Origin of the sequence: Sphaerisporangium aureirubrum (assembly GCF_042658925.1) — a bacterium.
GTDB classification, from domain to species: domain Bacteria; phylum Actinomycetota; class Actinomycetes; order Streptosporangiales; family Streptosporangiaceae; genus Sphaerisporangium; species Sphaerisporangium aureirubrum.
The window spans coordinates 23,607-42,538 of the sequence record NZ_JBHSRF010000031.1; the positions used below are offsets into that span (position 1 = coordinate 23,607).

An 18,932-nucleotide genomic window follows, 5' to 3' on the forward strand; every position below is an offset into this window, starting at 1 on the left:
TATGGCGCGACCTTCGCTTGTGACATCCGCCGGCTCCGACGACGGCACCTCGCACGACTCGCCAGGCATACAGGCCGAGCGGTCGCTGCCGCCGCGCACGCCCTACGAGGACGCGATCGTCGGCATCCTCGGCGACGTCCTCGGGTGCTCCGGCATCGACGTCAACGACCGCCTGCTGGCCCTGGGCGACGTGTCCCAGGTGCCGCGCGTGGTCGCGCAGATCCGGAAGACGATCGGTGTCGACGTCCCGGTCGCGGACTACGTCGAGTCCGGCACCGTCACCGGTCTCGCGTCGGTCGTGGCCGCCAAGTCGCGCGCGACCCGCTCCGCCACCCGGCCGCACGCGATGGGACCGCGGCCGCACGACGCCCGCCCCGTGCTCTCGTTCGACCAGCAACGGCTGTGGATGGAGAACCAGCTCCTGCCCGGAGTGATCTACAACGTCCACGGGCGACGCAAGATCGTCGGAAAGCTGGACGTGGCGGTCTTCGAGGCGAGCATCCGCGCGATCATCGCCCGCCACGAGGCGCTCCGCACGAGGTTCCCGGAAGGGGGCGGCGAGCCGGTGCAGATGGTGGACGACCACCACGACGACTGGCGGATCCGGATCACGGATCTCACCGGCCCGCGCGGACGGGGCGATGACGACGACGCCGAGCGCGCGGCCCGGCGCCTGCTCGACGAGGAGCTCACGACGCCGTTCGACCTGGCGACCGGCCCGCTCATCCGCTGCCTGCTGATCAAGCTGGACGAGGAGGAGCACGCGCTCGGCGTCACTATGCATCACATCGTCTCCGACGCGTGGTCCATCGGACTGTTCATCCGCGAGCTGACCGCGCTGTACAAGGCGGGTGGCGATCCGTGCCGCGCCGGCCTGTCCCCCCTTCCCGTGCAGTACCGCGACTACGCGGTGTGGCAACGGAACTGGCTCACCGGTGAGGCACTGGAAAGCCAGGTCGGTCACTGGCGGCGGCACCTGCGAGGCGCGCCGCGGTTCCTCGCGATGCCCACGGTGCAGCGGCGCACGAACGCGATGCGGGCCGAGGCCGGCCAGGTCGTGGCCGAGCTCTCGCGGCAGGAGACCGCCGCGCTGCACGAACTGTGCCGCTCGCACGGGGTCACCCTGTTCATGGTGCTCTACTCGGTGCTCGCGACGATCTTCAGCCGGTGGTCGGGGCAGACCGACCTCGTCATCGGGGTCGCCGTGGCCGGCCGGACGAACCGCGCGACCGACAGGCTGATCGGTTTCTTCGTCAACATGCTGCCGCTGCGGGTCGACCTTTCCGACAACCCGACGTTCGCGCGGCTGCTGGAGCGCGTGCGCCGGGTGGCGCTCGACGGCTACGCGCACGCCGAGGCCCCCATGGACGAACTCGTACGGGACCTGAACATCACCCGTGACCCGCGCCGCACGCCGCTGTTCGAGGTGGTGCTCAACGTCGTCGCGAGTCCCGAGGCCGAGGACGTCACCAGCCTGACCATCGAGCCGATGGAGACGCCGTCGCTGTTCAGCCGCTACGACCTGACGTTCACCGCGCAGGAGTCCGATGGCGTGCTGCGCTTCAAGCTCGACTTCCCCGCCGACCGCTGCGACCCCCCGACGGGCCGGACGCTGCTGCGGCAACTGCGCACGCTCCTGCGCGCCGCGGCCACGGACCCCGGCGCGCGGCTGCTCGACGTGCCGGCCGAGGAGCCGGACGGCGCCGCGGCGGACGAGCCGTCCGTCCGTCCGGCACCGCACCTCTCCGTCGCGCGGCACGCCGCCGGCCACGACGACCTGGTCGCCGTGGAGGACGGCACGGGCCGCTGGAGCTACCGCCGGCTGTCGTCGGCCGCCGGCCGGGTCGCCGGCGTGCTGGCGCGGCGCGGGGTCACGGCCGAGGACCGGGTCGGCGTGGTCCGGCGCCCGAGCGCCGCCTTCGTGGCGGTCCTGACCGGCGCGGCGCAGGCGGGAGTGAACTGCACCGTGATCGAGACCGACGACCCGGCGCTGACCGGAGCGCTCGGAATCACGACGGTGCTGGACCCGAACCCGGCGGACGAGCCGGCGCCCGGCACGATCGACCTGAGCGGGCTCCAGCCGGCCGACGGCGCGGAGCTTGATCCCGCGGATCCCGGCGCGGCCGAGGCGGCACCGGGCGACTGGGCGGCCGAGCGGCTCGGTCTGGGGCGCGACGACCGGTTCGTGGTGCTGTCCAGCCGTCCGGGTCACCTGATGTCGGCGCTGTGCAGCGCGTTCGGCGCCGGGGCCGGCCTGGTGATCCCGGACCGCGGGTTCGGCGACGACATCGGCGCGCTCACCACCTGGCTGCGGGACAACGGCATCACGGTCGCGTACCTCGATCCGCCGATCCTGCGCGCGATCTTCGCTCAGCGGCCCGCGCCGAGCCTTCCGGCACTGCGGTGCGTGATCGTGGACAACGACGGCGAACTGCTGCCGCACGACGTCGAGGCGGTACGGCGGACGGCGCCGGAGCGCCGGTGCGTCGGCGTCTACCGCGTCACGGCGGACGGCCGTCCGCTCGCCTGTTACGACGCACCCGGCGGGCTGGAGGTCCGCGACGCTCCGCTGCGTGTGCCGCTCGGCCTCCCCCTCCCCGGCATGCGGGTCGAGCTGCGGCGCCTGTCCGGGCACACCGCGGCGGCCGGCGAACTGGCCGAGATCTGGCACGGCGGGGAGCGCACCGGCGACCTCGGACGCAGGCGGCCCGACGGGACACTCGAGTACGCGGGCAAGTCCGGCGCGAGCCAGGCCCCCGAACCCATCGAGACCGTCTCCGTCCTCCGGGACGTTCCGGATGTCCGGGACGCGATCGTCGTCGAACAGGCCGCCGCCGGCGGGTGCACGACGCTGATCGGCTACGTGGCCGGCCCCGATCCGGACCTCGGCACGATGCCCATCCACAATTTCGTGAAGGCCCGCCTCCCCGAGCACCTGGTGCCAGGTCATCTGTTCGTGCTCGACACGCTGCCGCGCACGCCGTGGGGCGCCTACGATCTGCGTGCTCTGCCTCGCCCCGTGGGGGACACGGCGGACGGTGACGACTACGCCGCGCCGCGAACGCCGATGGAGCGGCGGCTCACCGAGATCCTCCAGGAGCTGCTCGGCATCGAGCGGGTCGGCGTCTACGACAGCTTCTTCGAGCTCGGCGGCTTCTCGATGCTCGCGACCCGGCTCATCGTCCACGTCCGGGACGCCTTTCGGGTCCAGCTCGCCGTGCGGGACGTGTTCGAGTCGCCGACCGTCGACGAGCTGGCACGGGTGATCGTCCGCGCACAGGTGGAGCAGGCCGGCATCGACGACCTGGAGGCGCTGCTCGCGGAGGTCGAGCAGGCTTAGCGCCGCGCGGTCAGCGGGCGAGGAACGAGGCGAGGCAGGCGACCTGTTCGGGGGTCGCGCGGAAGGCGTCCAGGTGGTTTCCGTGTTCGGCCGACACCAGTCGCGCATCGGGCATCATCTCGGCCAGCCGCCGGGAGCCGGCGGGGTGCGCGGTGTCGTCGTCCTCACTGGTGACGATGAGACAGGGCTGGCCCGCCTTGACCGCCGTCTGCCGGGAATCCCAGTGCATGGTCGCCCCGGTGAGCTTGGCGTACCGGTAGAAGAGCTCGTCCGTGGCGTACGGCCGGACGACCAGGGGACCGATCCGTTCCGGGACACCGGTCATCGGGCCGCTGGTGAGCTTGCCGCGAAGCCACGCCGCGGTGTCGCGCGACTCACCGCCGAGGTCCAGCAGGGCACGCAGGTTGACCTGGTGGTCGGACTTCCGGGCCTCGTCACCCAACTCCAGGTCGGCGTGCCAGAGGCTCAGGGAGCCGACCAGGTCGGGCCGCCGCGCGGCCGTGGCCAGCGCCACGGCCGCGCCGCCGCAGATCCCCATGAGGTGGACAGGTCCGGTGGCGATCTCTTCCGCCACCGCGAGCAGATCGTCCACCTGGTGGCCGACGTCGTAGCCCCGCCGGTCGAAGTCCTCTGGTTCCTCGATCCGCTCGCTCGTGCCCCGCGTCTGGACGACCAGGCAGCGGTACGCGGAGCCCAGCGCGGTGAGCCACGGCAGCGAGAGCCGGTGGCTCAGGGCACAGGGGGGCGATATCAGCACACAGGGCGCGTCCGGTGGGCCTGAGTCCACGACACCGATCACGCTGCCGTCCGGCCGGTGTACCACGTGCCGCCGGTACCGGGTGTCCTCCGCCCGGCGGAGGCGCCGGGCCTCGGCGGCCACGTCCTCCGGGCACAGGCCGGCCAGCCCGGGTGCGCGCTGCGCGCGCTGGATCTCCGCCGCCAGGCTGACGACGGCGAAGTCCCGGTCGCCGGACGGCGCGTCGAAGGTGAGCGGGACCTCCAGTGCCCGGCACAGCGCGGCGACCTGTTCCGGTGCCCGGTCGCAGGTGCCGGGGTAGAGCGCGAACGGGCCGACCTGCGCGGTCAGCCCCTCCAGTTGCCGCACCGCGTCGACCAGATCCGTCAGCGCGTCGGGGAAGGCCTCGGTCATGCTCGACTCATCCTCTGTTCAGCTGTTCAGCACAATGGCCGCGCGACCCTGGCCAGGTCGCGGGCCGTGACGGTTCCGCCGAGTTCACGGGGGTTGATGTCCAGGTGGAGTGTGCGGTTCGCCACCGCGACGATCCGGACGACCGACAGCGACGTGCCTCCGTGGTCGGCCAGGTCGTCGTCGGCGGCGACGCCGGGACTGCGCAACACCTCGCGTGTCACCGCCAGGATCCGGTCGAGGCGCTCCGCGCCGGAGCCGTTCGCCGTGCCGTCGGCAGACGGGGTGCTCACGCCGGCTCCTCCTCGAAGACCGTGTCCCGAGCGGTGCCGAGCGCCGCCGTCACGCGTCGCCGCCGTGGGGAGCGGGGAGCGCGGCCAGGTCGTAGTCGCCGCCGGCCGTCAGGGGAAGCCGCCTGAGCGTCACCACGTGCCGCGGGATCAGGTACTCCGGCAGATGGGTCACCAGGTGCTGTCGTAACCGGCCCAGGTCGACCGCGGTCTCCCGGCAGGCGACGTACGCCGCCAGACCGGGCCGGCCGTCGCGTTCGCGGTACGCGGTCACCACCGCGTCCAGGACCTCGGGCAGGTCGCGCAGGACCGTGGCCGCCTCCAGCGGGTCACCTACCGGCGCTCCCGGCCCGGCGAACTCGACCAGGCCGTCGGGTCGTCGCCGGACCAGATCCCCGCTGCCGGCGCCGCCGACGTGGAGCTCCCCCACCTCGCCGGTCACGGCCCGGCGTCCGGCCGGATTGCGCACAACCGCCGGACGGCCCTCGACCTCCCAGCCGATCGGCACGCGCAGCGGCGCCGTGGACGGCGACCAGGCGCCGGGCACCTCGTAGGCGGCCAGCGGCACGCTCCCCCCCGCCGTCCGGTAGACGGCGACCACCCGGCACCTCGGCGCGAGCCGCCGCATCGACACCACGTCGTGTGCCGTCAGGTCGCCGCGGTTGTCGAGGAACGCACGGCGCAGCAGCGGCAGGTCCGTCCCGGCCGGATCCGCCGCCACTGCCCGCAGCAGGGGCACGGTGAGGTAGACCGCGGTCGCGCCGACATCCCGCAACCACGCCGCCGGCGCGTCAGGAGCGCCGGCCGTCGCCACGACGGCCCCGGCGGGCAGCGCCAGGGACGTGGCGCACATCATCAGGCCGGCGTCACCGGTGGGCACGGCGAGCACGTCGTCACCGGTGAGGCCGGCGAGCAGATCACCGGCGGAGCCGGACACCCCGGACGGCCTCACGGACCCGTCACCGCTCCCGCCGACCTCGCGCGGCAGCCCGCGGGCATCGACGGCACCGGCCGGCGGCGCCGCGTCGCCGTCCTCGGCCGGGTGCTCCAGTTCGTACTCCAGAACGCCGCGGGAGGGGTCGTCGGCGGCCGCGGCGAGCATCGCCGCGACCTGGTCCAGCAGGGCCCGCATCGCCGGGGCCTCGAAGCGCTCGGCGTGATAGAGCAGTTCGAGCCGGTAGTCGTTCCCGCTGTGGTGCACGTCGAGGTTGAGGTCGAACTTGCTCGGCTGCGCCGGAAGGTCCGGCGCCTCCGCCACGACGCCGGGCAGCCGCCACTCGTCCTCGGCGTCCTCGATCATGTTCAGGAGCACCTGGAACAGCGGTGTCCGCGACGGGTCCCGCACCGGCCGTAGCTTGCCGACCAGGATCTCCAGCGGGGTCGTGCCGTGGTTCACGTACCCTTCGACAGCCGTGCGCCGCACCTGGTCGAGCACCTCGGCGAACGCCGGGTCCCCGGTGAACTCGACGCGCAACGGGACGGTGTTGACGAAGAGCCCGACCAGCGCGCCGGTGCCCGCGGCCCCCCGCGTGTCCACCGGCACGCCGACGACCACGTCGTCCTGGCCCGACCAGCGGCGCAGCACGGTCGCCAGCGCGGCGAGCATCGCCATGAACGGGGTCACCCGGTGCACCCGGCACAGCTTGTGCAGCGCGGCCACCTCGTCGGCGCCGAGGACGAACCGCGCCTTGCCGCCGACCGTGCCCTGCGACGGCAACCGGCGGCGGGCGGTCGGCAGAGCCAGCGCGGGCGGCGCTCCCGCGAGCCGGTCACGCCAGTACTCGATGGGCGACGCGAGCCGCTCGTCGGTCAGCGTGGCCCGCTGCCACACCGCGTAGTCCAGGTACTGGACCGGCAGCGGCGGGAGTCCGGCCCGTTCGGCGTCGCCGCCGGCCCGGTAGAGCGCGGAGAGTTCACGGAGGATGAGCCCGATCGATCGGCCGTCGGAGACGATGTGATGGACGGTCATGCTGAGCAGGTGCTCGGTGTCGCTCAGCCTCACCAGCAGGCAGCGAAGCAGCGGCCCGCGAACCAGGTCGAACGGCCGCGCCGCCTCGCCGTCGGCGAGGCGCGCCGCCGCGCCGGCCCCTCCCTCGCCGAGCCCGGACAGGTCCTCGACGGCGATCCGCCAGGACGGGTCCGGCTCGGTCACCCGCTGCTCGGGCAGCCCTCGCACGACGGGGAAGGTGGTCCGCAGGCTCTCGTGCCGCTCGATGATCGCCCGGATGCCGCGTTCCAGCGCCGGCACGTCGAGCGGGCCGCGCAGCCACTGGCGTCCGTGCAGGTTGTAGGCGCCCTCGGACCTGATGAGGCACTCCAGCCAGACACGCTGCTGCTCGAAGGAGAGGACGGGTCTGGCGTCGGGCGGCCGCGGGGGGACCCGCTGCCCGGCGTGCGACGGTACGGGCACCGCGAGCGCCGCGGCGAGATCGGCCAGCCGGGAGTTCTCGAAGACCAGCCGGAGCGGAAGCCCGCGGCCCGACCGTTCGCGCAGCCCGACGATGACCTCGCCGGCCTTCAGCGAGTCGCCACCGAGATCGAAGAAGTCGTCGTCACGTCCGACCGTGTCCAGGTGGAGAACCTGCCGCCAGACCTCGGCCACCAGTTCCTCGTCGTCTCCGCGCGGAGGCTCGCCGCCGGCCGCGACCGGGGCGTCCGCGGCGGGCAGCGCCAGGCGGTCCACCTTGCCGTTGGGAGTCCGGGGCAGCGCGTCGAGCACGACCAGGGTGCTCGGGACCATGACGATGGGCAGCGTGCGCCGCAGGTACGCCCGGATGCCGTCCAGGTCGAGGCTGCCGGGCCGGCACGCGGTCAGGTAACCGACCAGCCTGCCGTCCCGCAGGGTGACCACCGCGTCGCCGACCTGCGCGTGCCCCTGCAGAGTGTTCTCGATCTCGCCCAGCTCGATGCGCTGCCCGCGCACCTTGACCTGGAAATCACGCCGGCCCAGGTAGAGCAAGGCTCCGTCCGGCCGGTAGCGCACCATGTCGCCGGTCCGGTACATGCGCTCCCCCGGAGTGGCCGTGTACGGGTCGGCGACGTACCGCGACGCCGTGAGCGCGCACTGGTTGACGTAGCCACGGCTCAGACCGCGACCGGCCAGATAGAGCTCGCCGACCGCGCCGACCGGTACCGGCCGCAGATCGCCGTCGAGCACGTATCCACGTCCGTGAGGCAGCATCGCGCCGATCGGAGGCGGCTGCTCCGCCGGCCGCAGCAGGGTGTACGTCGAGTACGTGGTGTCCTCGGTGGGACCGTAGAGGTTGTAGACCGCCTCGATGTGCCCGGTGGCGTAGAGGTCGTCGACCAGCGTTCCGGTGACCGCCTCGCCGGCCAGGCAGACCACCCGCGTGCCGCGCGGCAGAGCACCGGCCTTGACCAGCGCGCGCGCCGCCGACGGCACCGAGCTGACCATCGTCACATCCGGCGGATCGGCGAGCAGGGACAGCGCGTTCTCGACCACGACCACCGTGCCGCCCGCGCAGAGCGGGGCGAAGAACTCGAAGACCGACACGTCAAATGAGATCGACGTCGAGGCCAGCACGCGGCACAACTGATCCGGCGAGAAGGCGCGCCCGCCCCAGATCACCATCGGCACCGCGTTGCGGTGGGTGATGACCACACCCTTGGGACGTCCCGTCGAACCCGACGTGTACAGCACGTACGCCGGCCGGTCCGGCGGCACCGGCCCGAGGCCCGCACCGGACACCGGTTCCCCGTCGAGCTCCGCGAGCTCCGCGTCCGTGACGACCATCCGTGCCGAGCTGTCGCGAACCATGTAGGACGTTCGATCGGCCGGGTACGCGGGATCGAGCGGCAGATAGGCCGCGCCGGCCTTCATGATGCCCAGCATCGCCACGAGCAGATCCACGGACCTGCCGAGCCGGATGCCGACGACGTCCCCCGCTTCGACGGACCGCCGGCGCAACAGGTGGGCGAGCTGGTTGGAGCGCTCGTCCAGCCGGCGGTAGGTCAGCGCGCGGCCCGGGTCCTCCACGGCGATCGCGTCAGGTGTCCGGGCCGCCTGCGCCGAGAACAGATCGACCAGGCTGACGTCGGGATCCCCGGTGTCCGGGCCTTGCCGCCATCCGGCCAGTAGTTCCCGCTCCTGATCGGTGAGCAGGTCGAGCCGGTCGATCGGTGTGTCGGGCTCGGCCAGCCCGCGGGCGAGGAGCACCGGCAGCCGTCGCGCCATCCGGGTCGCCGTCGCCGGCTCGAACGTCTCCGCGCTGTAGTCCCACATGCCCCAGAGCCCGCCCCGGTCGCGCCACAGATGCAGGTCCAGGTCGTAACGGATGCCGGGACGCGCGATGGGGACCTGCTCGATCGGCGAACCGGCCAGCGTCGGCTCGCCCCAGTCACCCTGAAAGGCGATGCTTGCCCGCACCAGCGAGCCGCCGATGTGACGTCCCGGCGCGAGCGCGGCGACCAGGTCCTCGAACGGCACACCCCGGTGAGCCAGGGCGGCCAGACAGGTGGCGCGCGCACGGCGGACGAGCTCACGGAACGTCGGCCGTCCGCTGAGATCGGCCCGCAGCACGAGCAGGTCCGACAGGAGGCCCACCGCGCCGTGCACGCCTGGCCGCGACCGGCCCGCCTCGGGTGTCCCGACCGCGAAGTCGGTCTGACCGCTGTGCTGCCCGAGCAGCAACTGGAACGCGGCCAGCACCACCGTGAACAGCGTGGTGCGCTCGCTCCGCGCCAGCCGCTCGGCGTCCGCGACCAGCTCGGCGGGGATCCGCAGCGGCACCGAGCCCGCCTGGAACGCCGGAAACGCGGGGCGCGCGTGATCGGCCGGCAGGTCCAGCTCGGGCAGACCGGTGAGATGGGTGCGCCAGTAGTCCAGCGCCGCCGGACCGGCGGGCGCCGGTGCCGGATCGGGTGCCGCACCCCTGAGTCCGCCGTGATACGCGGCGTCCAGCTCGGCCAGGAGCACCCGCATGGAACCGCCGTCGCAGACCAGGTGGTGCGCCACGAAGACGAGCAGGCGCTCGTCGTCCGCGAGGCGGTAGCTGTGCACCCGCACCAGCGGCCCGCGCTCCAGGTCGAACGCCTCCGCCGCGACGCGCGCCGCGCTTTCGAGTGCGGTCGCCGCGCGCCGCAGCGGTGGCAGATGCCGCAGGTCCGTCCGTCGTGCCGTGAGGACGATGTCGTCCCGGACGACCCGGACCGGCCCGTCGTCACCGTCGGCGAACGTGGCGCGCAGGGACGGATGCCGGCGGACCAGGACGGATAGCGCGGAGTCCAGCCGGTCCTCGTCCAGGTCCCCGGTGTGCCGAGCGGCGAAGCGCAGATTGAAGACGGCGGTGCCGGGGCACAGCCGCTCGAAGACCATGATCCCGCGCTGCACCTTCGACATGGGGACGGGACCCGGCGGAATCGGCGCCCCGTCCTCGCCTCCGGCTCGCCAGCGTCGGACGAGTCCGCGTCCCGCGGCGAGATCCATCACACGACTCCCACGCCGTCGCCGGCCGTGATCACGCGGTCACGGATGAGGCCGGGTTCCTGGCCCTGGGCGAGCCAGTCCGCGACGAGGGCCTTCGCCGCGTCGGCCGGCGTGGACACGGCGAGGATGGTCTCCAGCGGCACCGTGAGACCCAGCGCGTTCTCCAGCACGGCCGCGGCCTCCGCCGCGCGCACCGAGTCGACACCGAGATCGATCAGGTTGTCCGCGGGCCGGCAGTCATCGGCTTCACAGACCGCGGCGACGATGCCGCAGATCACGGTGGAGAGCCCGGCGGCCGCGTCGTCGGCGCTGTCGCCGGCCGGCACCGCGAGCGCGGCCCTGCCGCCGGGGAGCACGTCGTCGTAGAAGCCGGCCAGAAAGGCCTCACGCGCGGCGGAACGCCGTATCTTCCCGCTGGACGTGCGCGGCAGCGAGCGCGGCGGGAGCACCGCGACGACGCCGAGGCGCAGCCCGGTGCGAGCCAGCACGGCGGCCCGCACCTCCGATGTCAGCGTCTCGTCCCGCCTCCCGTGTGTCTCCAGCAGGAGTACGGGCAACGGTTCGGGCCCGGTGTCGACCAGGAACGCCGCGGCCATGCGGCCGGCATTGCCGGCCGCGTCGAGCGCCGCCACCTCCACGTCGACCGCGTGGTGGTTCACCCCACGGAAGACGATCACGTCCTTGATCCGCCCGCTCACGAAGAGGTCACCGTCGTGCACGTACCCGAGGTCTCCCGTGCGCAGGAAGCGAGTCCCGTCCAGTTCGCCGAAGAGGCCGCCGGAATCGCCGGAGAGATAGCCGGGCGTGACGTTCGGCCCGGCGATCCAGATCTCGCCTTCCAGGCCCTCGTCCACCGGCAGGTGGCGTTCCCGGTCGACGACGACGACCCGTTGCCCCCGCACCGGCGTCCCGCAGCTCACGGCGGCGTCGGCGGCGCCGGCGGCAGGTTCCGACCAGTGACCGGCGCTGACGATCAGCGTCGCCTCGGCGAGGCCGTAGCAGGGAAGGAACGCCTCGGCGCGGAAACCGGCCGAGGCGAACCGCCGCGCGAAGTCCGCCATGGTCCGGTGCCGGACGGTCTCGCCGCCGCTGAAGGCGACCCGCCATCGGGAGAGATCGATCCCGTCCAGCGAATGACCGCCACGCGCCCGGCGTACACACAGGTCGTAGCCGAAGTTGGGGCCGCCGGTGTGGGTGGTACCGGTCTCGCTGATCTGCGTCAGCCACCACAGCGGTGCCTTGAGAAAGTCGCCGGGCTGCATGATACGCATCGGGATGCCCGCGGCCATCGGTGTCAGCAAGCCACCGACGAGCCCCATGTCGTGGAACGGCGGCAGCCAGGTCAGCCCGCGGGAGTCCGGGTGCAGCTCGAACCGCTCCACGATGGCCGCCGTGTTGGCGGCGAGACTGTCGTGCCGGACCAGCACGCCCCGCGGCCGGCCCGTGCTGCCCGAGGTGTACTGAATGACCGCGACGTCGCTCCCGGCCGTTCCGCGCGGCCGCCGCCACGCCGCGCCGTCCGCCTCCGCGCCTGGCACGCTCAGCGCGGCGGGCGTCGTGATCTCCGCGTACCGCTGGGGTGCCACGACGACCGGCGGGCGGGCGTCGGCGACGATGCCGGCGAGCCGATCGCCGTCGCTCCTTGACGAGGTGCCTGGCGGGAAGGCCGGGATCACCGGCCGGCCGGCGAGGAACGCGCCGAACACGGCGACCACGTAGTCGAGCCCCGCCGGACAGGCCAGCAGCACCGGACCGTCGGCGACCGAGGCGAGCCGCTCGGCCAGAACCGAGGCCCGGGCCGCGACCTGTGCGTACGTCAAGGTACTGACGGGGCCGAGCGGGTCGGCACTCTCGTAGGCGACGACATCCGGCGTCCGGTCAGCCCGGGCCAGAAGCGTGTCGGTCAGCACTTCAGGCTCCATGCCGCTCAGCCTCCATGTCACGTATCGGATCCCGGCACCGTCGAGCGTGCCTGTCCTCGCGCTTCCGTGCGGGCGCGTGACGAGCGGTCAGCTCCGGGTGACCGCGCGAGCGCTGCGCGGGCGGATGTCGGTCCAGTTGCTCTCGACGTAGTCCAGGCACGCCTGCCTGTCCGCGTCGCCGTAGACCACCTGCCACCCGGCCGGGACGGCGAGCTTCGCCGGCCACAACGAGTGCTGCTCCTCGTCGTTGACGAGCACCTTGAAGGTGCCGTCGGGGTCATCGAACGGATTCACGGCGACACGCCCTCCTATGGACACCCACGACCGGCCGGGTTTCCTCGACCTGGCAACACGCTACGGGCCTTGAGCCCGAAGCTGTTGTCACGTGAATCGAGGACTCACGCGAGCCGGCCGTGCCGCAGTCCGGCGGCGCTATGGGAAGGTGCTCGCATGACACGATTCGTCATCGACGCTCCGGTGGCCATCCGGCTCGCGACTGACGGTGTGGCGATCCCGGCGGGCCACGCGCTGCTCGCGCCGGCACTGCTGCGATCCCAGGCACTAGCGCTCCTGTACGGCTCCGTCCGCCGAGGCGACACCGACGAGCGGACCGCCAAAAAGACCCTCGACGGCATCCGTTCGTTGCGCATCCGGCTACTGGGAGACCGCGTGCTCCAATCCGTCGCCTGGGAGGTCGCCCACACCCTGGGCTGGCCGGACACGTACCAGGCGGAGTACGTCGCACTGACCAGGCTCCAGGCGGACGCCCTGGTGACACTCGACGCCGAGTTCGCCAAGGCGGCGAGCACCCTGATCACGACCGCCCCCCTGACCAAGGTGCTCCAGGCGCCATAGTCTCCACGAGATCGCCGACCCATGCGGCGTCCGCGCGATCAGGCGCGGAACGCGCCGGCGGCCTCGATGATTGCGGCGGCGTCGATCCGGGCGGCGTGCACGAGTTCGGCCGGGGTGCCTGAGGTGGGCATGTCGCGGACGGCCAGTTTGTGCACCGGGGTGCCTGCGGGGTGCTCGGCCAGGGCTTCCAGGACGGCGTCGCCGAGGCCGCCTTCGGGCCAGTGGTCCTCCACGGTGATGAGGGCGCGGGTCTGGTGCGCCGCCTCGCTCAGTGTGGCGGCGTCGATCGGCTTGACGGAGTAGCAGTCGATCACGCGTGCCTCGACGCCGTCGGCGGCCAGCGCGAGCGCCGCTTCCATCGCCTCCTGGACGGTGGCGCCACAGGCGACGAGGGTGATGTCGTCGTGGTCGCCGGAACGCAGCACCCGGCTGCCGCCGATGTGGACCTCTTCGTCCGGCGGCGTGCGCACCTCGGTCTTGCCGCGCAGCGTGCGCAGGTACGTGACGCCTGGCCGGTCGGCCATCTCGGCCACCAGGCGCGCGGTCTGGTTGGCGTCCGAGGGGTGCAGCACGGTGCTGCCGTGCACGGCGCGCATGGCGGCCATGTCCTCCAGTGCCATCTGGGAGGGCCCGTCCTCACCGATGGAGACACCGGCGTGCGACCCGCACAGCCGCAGGTCGGCGCGGGACACCGCGGCCATGCGGACGAAGTCGTACGCGCGGGAGAAGAACGCGCCGAAGGTCGAGGCGAACGCGACCCAGCCGCGCGCCTGCAACCCGACGGCGGCGGCGACGAGCTGCTGCTCGGCGATGAACATCTCGAAATAGCGCTCCGGGTGGGCCTGGGCGAACAGTTCGGCATGGGTGGAGTTGGACACCTCGCCGTCCAGGGCGACCACGTCGCCGCGAATGGAGCCGAGCGCCGCCAGCGACCGTCCGTACGCGAGCCGGGTGGCGACCTGCTCGCCGAGCCGCCAAGTGGGCATCCGGCCGCCGGGCACGTCGAAGTGATGCGCCTTGCCATCGTGGGCCGGCGCGGCGACGTCGACGGTCAGGTGCCGTTCGCCGCCGAGTTCGGCGATGGCCGCCGCGGCGTCGGCGATGGGCTGGCCGTGCTTGCCGGGCTGGTCCTCCACGGCCTTGACACCCTGCCCCTTGATCGTGCGCGCGATCACCACGCTGGGTTTGCCGGTGGTCGCCTCCGCCTCGGTGTAGGCCGCGTCGATGGCGTCGACGTCGTGGCCGTCGACGATGATCGGGTGCCAGCCGAACGCGCGGGCCCGGGCGGCGTAGGCGTCCAGGTCCCAGCCGAGCATCGTCTCGCGGGTCTGGCCCAGCCGGTTGACGTCGATGATCGCCGTCAGGTTGTCCAGGCGGTCCCACGCGGCGTGCGAGAAGGCCTCCCAGATGGAGCCTTCGGCCATCTCCGAGTCCCCGCACAGTACCCACACCCGGTACGGCAGCCGGTCCAGCCGCTTGCCGGCCAGCGCGATGCCGACGCCGACGGGCAGCCCTTGGCCGAGCGACCCGGTGGCGACGTCGGTCGGCGGGATCAGCGGGGTCGGATGGCCTTCCAGCCGGCTGCCGAACGTGCGGAAGGTCAGCAGCTCCTCATCGGTGATGGAGCCGGCGGCCTTGAGGACGGCGTAGTAGAGCGGTGAGGCGTGCCCCTTGGAGAAGATCAGGTGATCGTTGCCTGGATTGCCGGGATCCTGGTAGTCCAGCGTCAGGTGACCGTCCAGCAGGACGGCCATGAGGTCGGCCGAGGACATCGACGACGTCGGGTGCCCGGAACCGGCGGCAGTACTGGCCCGGACGGAGTCCACCCGCAGTTGCCGGCCCAGCTCGCGCCGGAAGTCGGTGCCACCCATGCTCATCCCTGACCCATCTCGCGGCGCTTGGCCGCCACGCCGTCGAAGAGCTGCCGGAAGGACGCGGCGAACTTGGCGACGCCCTCGCGCTCCAAGGTGTCGGTGACGTCGTCGTAGTCGACACCCGCGGCGGCGAACCGGTCGAAGACGTCGCGCGCCTCGTCCACGTCGCGCTCCAGGGTGTCGGCGACCCGGCCGTGGTCCTGGAAGGCTTCCAGCGTGTCGCGCGGCATCGTGTTGACGGTGTACGCGCCGACCAGCTCCTCGACATAGCGGACGTCGCGGTACTCGGGGTTCTTCACCGAGGTGGACGCCCACAGGCAGCGCTGCGGCGAGGCCCCCGCGGCCTCCAGCTCCGCCCAGTCGTCGCCCCTGAACAGCTCCAGGTAGGTCTGGTAGGCGAGCTTGGCGTTCGCGACGGCCAGCGTCCCCTTGAGGTCGTCGTGGCCGCCGATCTCGGTCAGGCGGCGGTCGGCCTCGGTGTCGACACGGGAGACGAAGTAGGAGGCGACCGAGGCGACGGCGTGCAGGTCTCCGCCTGTGGCGTGCAGACGGCGCAGGCCGCGCAGGTACGCCTCGGCGGCCTCGCGGTGGCGGCGCAGGGAGAACAGCAAGGTCACGTTCACCGGGATGCCCCGGGCGACGGTCTCCTCGATGGCGGGCAGGCCCGCCGTCGTGCCGGGGATCTTCACGAATAGATTGGGCCGGCCGATCATCTCGTACAGCCGGGTGGCTTCGTCGATCGTGCCCTGGGTGTCGTCGGCGAGCTGAGGGTCGACCTCCAGGGAGACCCACCCGTCGCGGGAGGCGTCACCCTGGTCGAAGACCGGCCGCAGCAGGTCGCACGCGTCCTGGATGTCCCTGCGGGCCAAGGCCAGGAACACCTCTTTGGGATCGTTGTGCACGGCGAACACCTCGCGGAGCTGCTCGTCGTAGGCGTCGCCCTCGGCGATGGCCGCCTGGAAGATCGTGGGGTTGGAGGTGACACCCGCCACGCCTTCGTCGATCAGGGCGGCGAGGTCACCGTTGCGGACGAAGTTCCTGGACAGGTAGTCGATCCAGGCGCTCTGGCCGTGCTTGGCCAGGTCCTGAAGGGGTGTGGTCATGTCCGGCTCCCGATGGCGGAATGATGGTGCTCTCCGCGTGGAGAGCACCGATGAAAGCGAGAACGCGACCGTCCCTCCCGGTACGGCCGCGTGCCACTGTGGTGCCGGCCTCCCTTAGTGGGTGTGCGGCATTTCGACGTCGCCGCGCCGGGTGCCGGTCTCGCTGTGGCGGCCCTCGATGTATTCGCCGAAGCGGCGCAGGTCACCCTTGGCGCGTCGCGACAGCATCCCCATCGAGTCGGCGACGTTCTCCACGACGCCCTCGGGCTCGGTGCGCATCTCCAGGGTCACCCGGCTGTGGGTGTCGTCCAGCCGCTGGAAGGTGACGACGCCGGCGTGCTGAGGACCGTCGACGGCCTCCCACGCCACCCGCGAGTCGGGGAACTGCTCGGTGATCCGGGCGTCGAACTCGCGCTCGACCCCACCGATCTTGATCTTCCAGTGGGTCATCGTGTCGCTCTGCTGGGTGATGGACTCCACGCCTTCCATGAAGTCCGGGAAGGACTCGAACTGGGTCCATTGGTTGTACGCGGTCCGTACGGGGACCGCGACGTCGACCGATTCGGTGATGGTACTCATGGACGCTCTCCCTGATGCCCGATCATGCGACGGTCCGCGTATGAAGCCTCGCCCAGCCGGACGGCCCCTCCTGCGTGGTGCAGTTCGATCGACTTGGGGCTCGGTCCTAGTGGCTGGGGAATCGGCGTCGCTGGTGCATCTCTAAAGGATCTCCTGCCCTATCTCGTTAGGACTACACATTCTGTGGCCAAGGCGCCACTCAACGAGAAAGTTTTTCCTCGGCGTGCGCCGGTGGCGCCTCCCAGCACAATGCGGTAAACGGCCCAAGATCGTCCGATCATAACGACGTCGTATTGTCATGACATTCGGTTATGTGCTGATTTGACGGGCAGGCGTAATGGTCAGCCAGCCACGACGGCAGAGGAGCCAACAGTGACCGAATACCCGACACCCGGCACGACCAGCCATGAGTCAGGCACCGTAGAACGTGCCAGAAGCGTGGCCGTGGACACCGCGCACGAGGCGAAGGACCAGGCCCGCAACGTCGGCGGCGAGATGCGTGCGCAGGCCGGACAGGCCGTCGGCCACCTGCGTGGACGCGTCCGCGATGAGGCCGACGCGCAGAGCAGGCGGGCGGCGCAGGGCGTTCGCACCTGGGCCGACGACCTCACCACGATGACCGACAACGGCAAGCCGGAGAGCCCCGTGCACGGCGTGCTCCAGCACGTCGCCGGCACCGGCCACAAGGCCGCCGACTACCTGGAGGAGCGCGGCATCGGCGGCGCCGCCTCCGACATACAGGCCTTCGCCCGCAGACGCCCCGCCGTGTTCCTCATCGGCGCGCTGGCCGCGGGTTTCGTGGCCTCCCGCATCGCCAAGGCCGGAGCCAAGTTGGAACAGGACGACACACCGGCCCGTACGACCAGCCCCCCGCTGTCCCGGCAGACCGCCGGCGACCCGTCGTACGACGCGATGACCTCGGTGACGCCCGCGACCCCTGTCACCCCGGTGACCCCGGTGACCCCCGTGACGGCCTACCCGGCGACGACCAGCACGACGAGCCCGTACCCGGCCGACCCGTCCTCGGGTGAGCCGTACCAGTCGGTCAGCCCCGCCGGCTACCGAGGCGGAGAGCCTCGATGACGCTCCCCGGCCACGAGGAACGATCACTCGGCGAGCTGATCGGGGAGATCGGCGGTGACCTGTCCACGCTGTTCCGCCAGGAGGTCGAACTGGCCAAGACGGAGATCCGCGAAGAGGCCGGCAAGGCGGGAAAGGCCGCCGGCCTGTACGGCGGAGCCGGCGTCGCCGGCTGGATGGCCGCCCTGTTCCTGAGCCTGGCCCTGGTCTGGGGACTGGACAGCGTCCTGGACGCCGGCTGGGCCGCGCTCATCGTCGCCGTCCTGTGGAGCGGCGCCGCCGCCGCCATGTTCGTCACCGGCAGGAACAAGATGCGCGAAGTCAACCCGGTGCCCGAGCAGACCGTACAAACCCTCAAGGAGGACGCCCAATGGGCACGCGATCTGAAGAACTGAAAGCAGAGATCAGGCAGACCCGCGCCGAACTGACGCAGGACGTCGACCGGCTCACCGACAAGACCAGCCCCCGGCAGATCATGAAGCGCCGCGCCGACGGCATCCGCAACAGAACCCGCGATCTCACGGAGCGTGTGATGGGAACGACCGGGCACGCCACCGACCGGCTTCGCGACGGTGCGGGCGGCACCGCCGGCAGCGTCAAGCAGAACCTCGCGGCCGCCGGCGACACCGTCAAGGACAACGCCGCTCAGGCAGCCGACGCGGTCAAGGCCGCGCCCGACGCCACGTTGCGGAAGACGCGGGGCAATCCGATGGCCGCCGGGCTGATCGCCTTCGGCGCGGGCGCCCTGGTCGCCGCCCTCATCCCGGAGACCATCGCGGAGCGGCGTGCCGCCCGCCAGGTCAAAGAGCAGGCCGGCGAGTACATCGAGCCGGTGATCGACTCGCTGAAGGAGTCGGCCCAGTCGCTCGGCCAGGAGGCCAAGTCGACCGCTCAGGGTGCCGTGCAGCAGGTCAAGGAGTCGGCGTCCGATGCGGCGCAGGCCACCAAGGAGCACGCTCAGGAGCATGCCTCCCAGGTACGGGACCAGCACTAACAGCGCAGGCCCGGCGGAGACCGTGACCCCGTTCCGCCCGGTCCGGCCCTGCCCCCAGGAGCGGCAGGGCAGAGCGTGAATCAGACGATCTCAGCGAACCGCGGTTCATTCATGTGGGAGCCTGCGTGTACTGGCCGGCGCAGCGGGCAGCGGCATCGTGCGCTTCGCCCGCGTCTCCGATCCGGTACGCCGATTTCTCCACCACACCGGCTGGAGCGACTCGTTCTACCAATGCAGGCCCCGGGAGCCGTCATCACTACTCAGTCCGAATCTCTTGAAAGCATCGCGATCAATGGCGGGGC

The 18,932-nt window shown here is 71.9% G+C and carries 13 protein-coding genes; 5 read left to right on the forward strand and 8 right to left on the reverse strand.

Going from position 1 to position 18,932, the window contains the following annotated elements; translation table 11 throughout:
* The first annotated feature begins 1 nt into the window (after position 1).
* Positions 2-3,340 carry a condensation domain-containing protein gene (locus ACFP1K_RS20905; protein ID WP_380755839.1) on the forward strand — a complete coding sequence of 1,113 codons (3,339 nt, stop codon included), beginning with the start codon at positions 2-4 and terminating at the stop codon, positions 3,338-3,340.
* A 10-nt stretch (positions 3,341-3,350) separates the two neighbouring features.
* Here ACFP1K_RS20905 and ACFP1K_RS20910 read toward each other — a convergent pair whose 3' ends face one another.
* The 5 genes from ACFP1K_RS20910 to ACFP1K_RS20930 all read right to left on the reverse strand — a co-directional run bounded on the left by ACFP1K_RS20910 (position 3,351) and on the right by ACFP1K_RS20930 (position 12,439).
* Entirely contained in the window at positions 3,351-4,490 is a 1,140-nt protein-coding gene (locus ACFP1K_RS20910) for an alpha/beta fold hydrolase (RefSeq protein WP_380755841.1), read from the reverse strand.
* A 26-nt stretch (positions 4,491-4,516) separates the two neighbouring features.
* Positions 4,517-4,780, reverse strand: a complete 264-nt coding sequence (locus tag ACFP1K_RS20915) for an acyl carrier protein (protein ID WP_380755844.1) — start codon at positions 4,778-4,780, stop codon at positions 4,517-4,519.
* A gap of 49 nt (positions 4,781-4,829) precedes the next feature.
* Positions 4,830-10,136 (reverse strand): amino acid adenylation domain-containing protein, encoded by a 5,307-nt coding sequence (locus ACFP1K_RS20920; protein ID WP_380755846.1) that lies wholly within the window; start codon positions 10,134-10,136, stop codon positions 4,830-4,832.
* Between the two features lie 86 nt (positions 10,137-10,222).
* Entirely contained in the window at positions 10,223-12,145 is a 1,923-nt protein-coding gene (locus ACFP1K_RS20925) for an AMP-binding protein (RefSeq protein ID WP_380755848.1), read from the reverse strand.
* A gap of 87 nt (positions 12,146-12,232) precedes the next feature.
* A complete protein-coding gene (locus ACFP1K_RS20930) occupies positions 12,233-12,439 on the reverse strand; it encodes an MbtH family protein (protein ID WP_380755850.1) in 207 nt (68 codons plus the stop codon).
* Between the two features lie 156 nt (positions 12,440-12,595).
* Between ACFP1K_RS20930 and ACFP1K_RS20935 the strand changes: the two genes are divergently transcribed.
* Positions 12,596-13,000, forward strand: a complete 405-nt coding sequence (locus ACFP1K_RS20935) for a type II toxin-antitoxin system VapC family toxin (protein WP_380755852.1) — start codon at positions 12,596-12,598, stop codon at positions 12,998-13,000.
* Positions 13,001-13,038: 38 nt separating this feature from the next.
* Here ACFP1K_RS20935 and ACFP1K_RS20940 read toward each other — a convergent pair whose 3' ends face one another.
* The 3 genes from ACFP1K_RS20940 to ACFP1K_RS20950 all read right to left on the reverse strand — a co-directional run bounded on the left by ACFP1K_RS20940 (position 13,039) and on the right by ACFP1K_RS20950 (position 16,556).
* Complete coding sequence (locus ACFP1K_RS20940) at positions 13,039-14,871, reverse strand: transketolase (RefSeq protein WP_380755854.1); 1,833 nt, start codon at positions 14,869-14,871, stop codon at positions 13,039-13,041.
* Between the two features lie 2 nt (positions 14,872-14,873).
* Positions 14,874-15,977: a transaldolase gene (tal, locus tag ACFP1K_RS20945; RefSeq protein ID WP_380755856.1), complete on the reverse strand. Its 1,104-nt coding sequence runs from the start codon at positions 15,975-15,977 to the stop codon at positions 14,874-14,876.
* A gap of 114 nt (positions 15,978-16,091) precedes the next feature.
* Positions 16,092-16,556 (reverse strand): SRPBCC family protein, encoded by a 465-nt coding sequence (locus ACFP1K_RS20950; protein ID WP_380755858.1) that lies wholly within the window; start codon positions 16,554-16,556, stop codon positions 16,092-16,094.
* A 372-nt stretch (positions 16,557-16,928) separates the two neighbouring features.
* On the opposite strand from ACFP1K_RS20950, the gene ACFP1K_RS20955 reads away from it, so the two are divergent.
* From ACFP1K_RS20955 to ACFP1K_RS20965, 3 genes are read left to right on the forward strand one after another with little or no spacing between them, the layout of a single operon-like run.
* On the forward strand, positions 16,929-17,639 hold the full coding sequence (locus ACFP1K_RS20955; protein WP_380755860.1) for a hypothetical protein: 711 nt from the start codon (positions 16,929-16,931) through the stop codon (positions 17,637-17,639).
* Complete coding sequence (locus tag ACFP1K_RS20960) at positions 17,636-18,031, forward strand: phage holin family protein (protein ID WP_380755862.1); 396 nt, start codon at positions 17,636-17,638, stop codon at positions 18,029-18,031. Before ACFP1K_RS20955 ends, ACFP1K_RS20960 begins: the two co-directional genes overlap by 4 nt.
* Positions 18,007-18,630 (forward strand): DUF3618 domain-containing protein, encoded by a 624-nt coding sequence (locus ACFP1K_RS20965; protein WP_380755864.1) that lies wholly within the window; start codon positions 18,007-18,009, stop codon positions 18,628-18,630. The genes ACFP1K_RS20960 and ACFP1K_RS20965 overlap by 25 nt, the downstream gene beginning before the upstream one ends.
* The last annotated feature ends 302 nt before the right edge of the window (positions 18,631-18,932 follow it).

Excerpts from the sequence above, each read along its gene's own strand:
- ACFP1K_RS20935 (WP_380755852.1), top strand. The coding sequence starts at position 12,596 with ATGACACGATTCGTCATCGACGCTCCGGTGGCCATCCGGCTCGCGACT.
- ACFP1K_RS20950 (WP_380755858.1), bottom strand. The coding sequence starts at position 16,556 with ATGAGTACCATCACCGAATCGGTCGACGTCGCGGTCCCCGTACGGACC.
- ACFP1K_RS20910 (WP_380755841.1), bottom strand. The coding sequence starts at position 4,490 with ATGACCGAGGCCTTCCCCGACGCGCTGACGGATCTGGTCGACGCGGTG.
- ACFP1K_RS20940 (WP_380755854.1), bottom strand. The coding sequence starts at position 14,871 with ATGGGTGGCACCGACTTCCGGCGCGAGCTGGGCCGGCAACTGCGGGTG.
- ACFP1K_RS20920 (WP_380755846.1), bottom strand. The coding sequence starts at position 10,136 with ATGTCGAAGGTGCAGCGCGGGATCATGGTCTTCGAGCGGCTGTGCCCC.
- ACFP1K_RS20925 (WP_380755848.1), bottom strand. The coding sequence starts at position 12,145 with ATGGAGCCTGAAGTGCTGACCGACACGCTTCTGGCCCGGGCTGACCGG.
- tal (WP_380755856.1), bottom strand. The coding sequence starts at position 15,977 with ATGACCACACCCCTTCAGGACCTGGCCAAGCACGGCCAGAGCGCCTGG.
- ACFP1K_RS20965 (WP_380755864.1), top strand. The coding sequence starts at position 18,007 with ATGGGCACGCGATCTGAAGAACTGAAAGCAGAGATCAGGCAGACCCGC.
- ACFP1K_RS20905 (WP_380755839.1), top strand. The coding sequence starts at position 2 with ATGGCGCGACCTTCGCTTGTGACATCCGCCGGCTCCGACGACGGCACC.
- ACFP1K_RS20960 (WP_380755862.1), top strand. The coding sequence starts at position 17,636 with ATGACGCTCCCCGGCCACGAGGAACGATCACTCGGCGAGCTGATCGGG.